The following is a 3,199-nucleotide window of genomic DNA, read 5'->3' as shown; positions in this document are numbered from 1 at the left end:
GGGGGGAGGAGGCCAGGTCGGCGGCGCTGTCCGGCATCAGGAACGGCCGCCGCCCGGACCCGGGGGGCGGGGGAGCGAAGAAGCTCGCCGCCGTCTCGGGTGCGACGGCCGCTGCGGACTCGTCCTCCCACTCGGGGAGGGCCAGCGGCTCCGGCTCCCACAGTTCGGCGCGGGGGTCGTCGGTGGAGGTGTACTCGACGGAGGTCTGCGTCATCCTCATGTACGCCTCCTCCAGCGAGGCCCGGTGCGGGGACAGCTCCCACAGCCGTACGCCGGCCTCGTGCGCGAGGTCGCTGATCCGCGGCAGCTCCAGCCCGGTGACCCGCAGCGCCCCGTCGGGCTCCTGCAGCACCCGGCCGCCCGCCCCGGTCAGGGCGGCCGCCAGGCTCGCGCGGCCTTCGGGGTCCCCGCCGGCGGCGCGGACCCGCGCGAATCCGGCCGAGTTGTGCGTGATGAAGTCCTGCGTGCTCATGTCGGCCAGCAGCCGTCCCCGGCCGATCACGATCAGGTGGTCGGCGGTCAGGGCCATCTCGCTCATCAGGTGCGAGGAGACGAAGACGGTCCGGCCCTCGGCGGCGAGCTGCCGCATCAGGTTGCGGACCCAGAGGATGCCCTCGGGGTCGAGGCCGTTGACCGGCTCGTCGAAGAGCAGCACCTGCGGGTCGCCGAGGAGGGCGGCCGCGATGCCGAGCCGCTGGCCCATGCCGAGCGAGAAGCCCTTGGTGCGCTGGCGGGCCGCGGCCTGCAGGCCGACCACGCCGAGGACCTCGTCCACCCGCTTCTCGGGGATCCCGGAGAGCTGGGCGATGGACAGCAGGTGCGTACGGGCCCGGCGGCCGCCGTGCACGGATTTGGCGTCGAGCAGGGCGCCGACGTGCCGCTGGGCGTTCGGCAGCTCCCGGAAGGGGAGGCCGTTGATCGTGACATGACCGGAGGTGGGCCGGTCCAGCCCGAGGATCATGCGCATGGTGGTCGACTTGCCGGAGCCGTTGGGTCCGAGGAAGCCGGTCACATGGCCGGGCTTGACCTGGAAGGACAGCTGGTCGACCGCGGTCTTGGCGCCGAAACGCTTCGTCAGGCCGACTGCCTCGATCATCGTGCTGCCCCTTGTCGGCCACGGACGGCTCTCGCCCGCCTATGCCTAAGAGGATATCGAGCCCCGGCTGGTTCCCGCCGGGGCCGGATCCCTGAGCTCTCCCTGAGATCCGGCCCGGGGTTTTCCCGTAGTACGCGGGACGTCCGTCCTGAGACGGACCCGCCCTCAGGCGTCCCGCTTGCGCAGGACGAGGTAGCCGCCGGCCACGGCGGCGAGGACCCACAGGGCCATGATCCCGAGCCCGCCCCAGGGCCCGTACGGCGCCTGGACCTGGTTCACGGCGTCCGGGACGGTCTGCATGATCTTGGAGCCGGCCTGGTCCGGGAAGTACTGGGCCACCTTCCGGGTGGAGGCGAACGCGTGGAGGATGTTCGAGATCAGGAAGAAGAACGGCATCAGGATGCCCAGCGCCAGGATCGAGCTGCGCAGGACGGCGGTCACGCCCATCGAGAACAGCGCGATCAGGGCCATGTAGAGGCCGGCGCCCAGTACCGCGCGCAGGGCGTGCTCCCGGCCGAGGTCCGTGCCGTGGTCGCCCAGGAGCGCCTGGCCGATGAAGAAGGACAGGAAGCTGGTGGCGAGGCCCACCGCAAGGGCGAGGGCGGTGGCGGCCGTGAGCTTGCCGAGCAGGAAGGTCCCGCGGCGCGGCACGGCGGCCAGCGAGGTGCGGATCATGCCGGAGCCGTACTCGGTGCCGACGACCAGCACACCGAAGACGATCATCGCGAGCTGGCCGAGGGACATCCCGGCGAAGCTGATCATGATCGGGTCGAAGGAGAGCTTCTCGGCGGCGGTCATGTCCTTGAAGCGGGACGCGGTGAAGGAGCACAGCAGCGCGCCGAGGCCGACCGTGACGACCAGGGCGGAGGCCAGGGTCCAGGTGGTCGAGGCGACGGTGCGGATCTTCGTCCACTCGGAGCGGAGGACGGCGGGGAAGGCGGCCACGGTCACTCGCCCCCCTGCCGGGGTGCGTGGGCGTGGTACTCGACGGAATCCGCCGTCATGCGCATGAACGCTTCCTCCAGTGAAGCCCGTTGCGGGCTGAGTTCGTGCAGCACGATCCGGTGCTCGGCGGCGAGTTCGCCGATCCGCTCGCTCGGGACGCCGTCGATTTCCAGGGTTCCGGTGGCGGGAACGCTGACCGCGTGGATGCCGGCCCCGTGCAGGACGTCCTTGAGGCGTTCCTGCTGCGGCGAGCGCAGACGTACGTAACTGCGGGAGTTCTGGTGGATGAAATCGGCCATCGACAAGTCGGCGAGGAGCTTTCCCTGTCCGATGACCACCAAATGGTCTGCGGTCAGCGCCATTTCGCTCATCAGATGGGAGGAGACGAAGATCGTTCTCCCCTCCGACGCCAGACCCTTCATAAGATTGCGGATCCAGAGAATTCCCTCGGGGTCCAGACCATTGACGGGTTCGTCGAACATGAGGATCTCCGGATCACCCAGCAGCGCAGCGGCGATTCCCAGCCGTTGGCCCATTCCGAGCGAAAATCCTTTCGACTTCTTCCGTGCCACCGGCGTCAGTCCGACCAGGTCCAGCACCTCGTCCACCCGGCTCTTCGGGATCCGGTTCGACTGGGCGAGGCAGAGCAGGTTGTTGTAGGCGCTGCGCCCGCCGTGCATGGCCTTGGCGTCCAGCAGCGCTCCGATGTGCTTCAGCGGTTCCTTGAGGTCCCGGTAGTGCTTCCCTTCGATCCGGACCGTGCCGCTGGTCGGATTGTCGAGGTCCAGCATCATGCGCATGGTCGTCGACTTCCCCGCCCCGTTCGGGCCGAGGAAGCCGGTCACCGCCCCCGGTTTGACCTGGAAGCTGAGGTCGTCCACGGCGGTCTTCGCGCCGAATCGTTTCGTGAGGCCCTCTAGCTCGATCATGGAGCCACGCTAGAACGCCGAAGGGCCGTACGCCACCACGAAATGGTGATGTACGGCCCTGCATGCCCGATTTCGGCTACCGGGAGGTAGGTCCGCGTGCGTACGGGGGTGTATCCGCACGCGGGGCTACGGGAGTTGCTACCGGCTCTGCTGGGCCGGGACGCCGCGGGTGACCGGCTCGTCGTCGATCGGGGAGCCGGCGGCGGCCACGGCCGCACCGGTCAGCGTC

3 protein-coding genes are annotated in these 3,199 nt (G+C 69.6%); all 3 read right to left on the bottom strand.

The features are described from left to right. Positions 1 to 1,096, bottom strand: a 1,096-nt coding sequence (locus tag VR44_RS28140) for an ABC transporter ATP-binding protein (RefSeq protein WP_045950423.1), incomplete at its 3' end; no start/stop codon positions are given. Between the two features lie 165 nt (positions 1,097 to 1,261). Then, complete coding sequence (locus VR44_RS28135) at positions 1,262 to 2,041, bottom strand: ABC transporter permease (RefSeq protein ID WP_045950424.1); 780 nt, start codon at positions 2,039 to 2,041, stop codon at positions 1,262 to 1,264. Between the two features lie 2 nt (positions 2,042 to 2,043). Then, complete coding sequence (locus VR44_RS28130) at positions 2,044 to 2,970, bottom strand: ABC transporter ATP-binding protein (RefSeq protein ID WP_045950422.1); 927 nt, start codon at positions 2,968 to 2,970, stop codon at positions 2,044 to 2,046. Positions 2,971 to 3,199: the final 229 nt, after the last annotated feature.

Origin of the sequence: Streptomyces katrae (assembly GCF_000966975.1) — a bacterium.
Taxonomy (GTDB): Bacteria; Actinomycetota; Actinomycetes; order Streptomycetales; family Streptomycetaceae; genus Streptomyces; species Streptomyces katrae.
The sequence above is the reverse complement of the archived record's forward strand: the minus strand, read 5'-3'. Positions and strand labels throughout refer to the sequence as shown.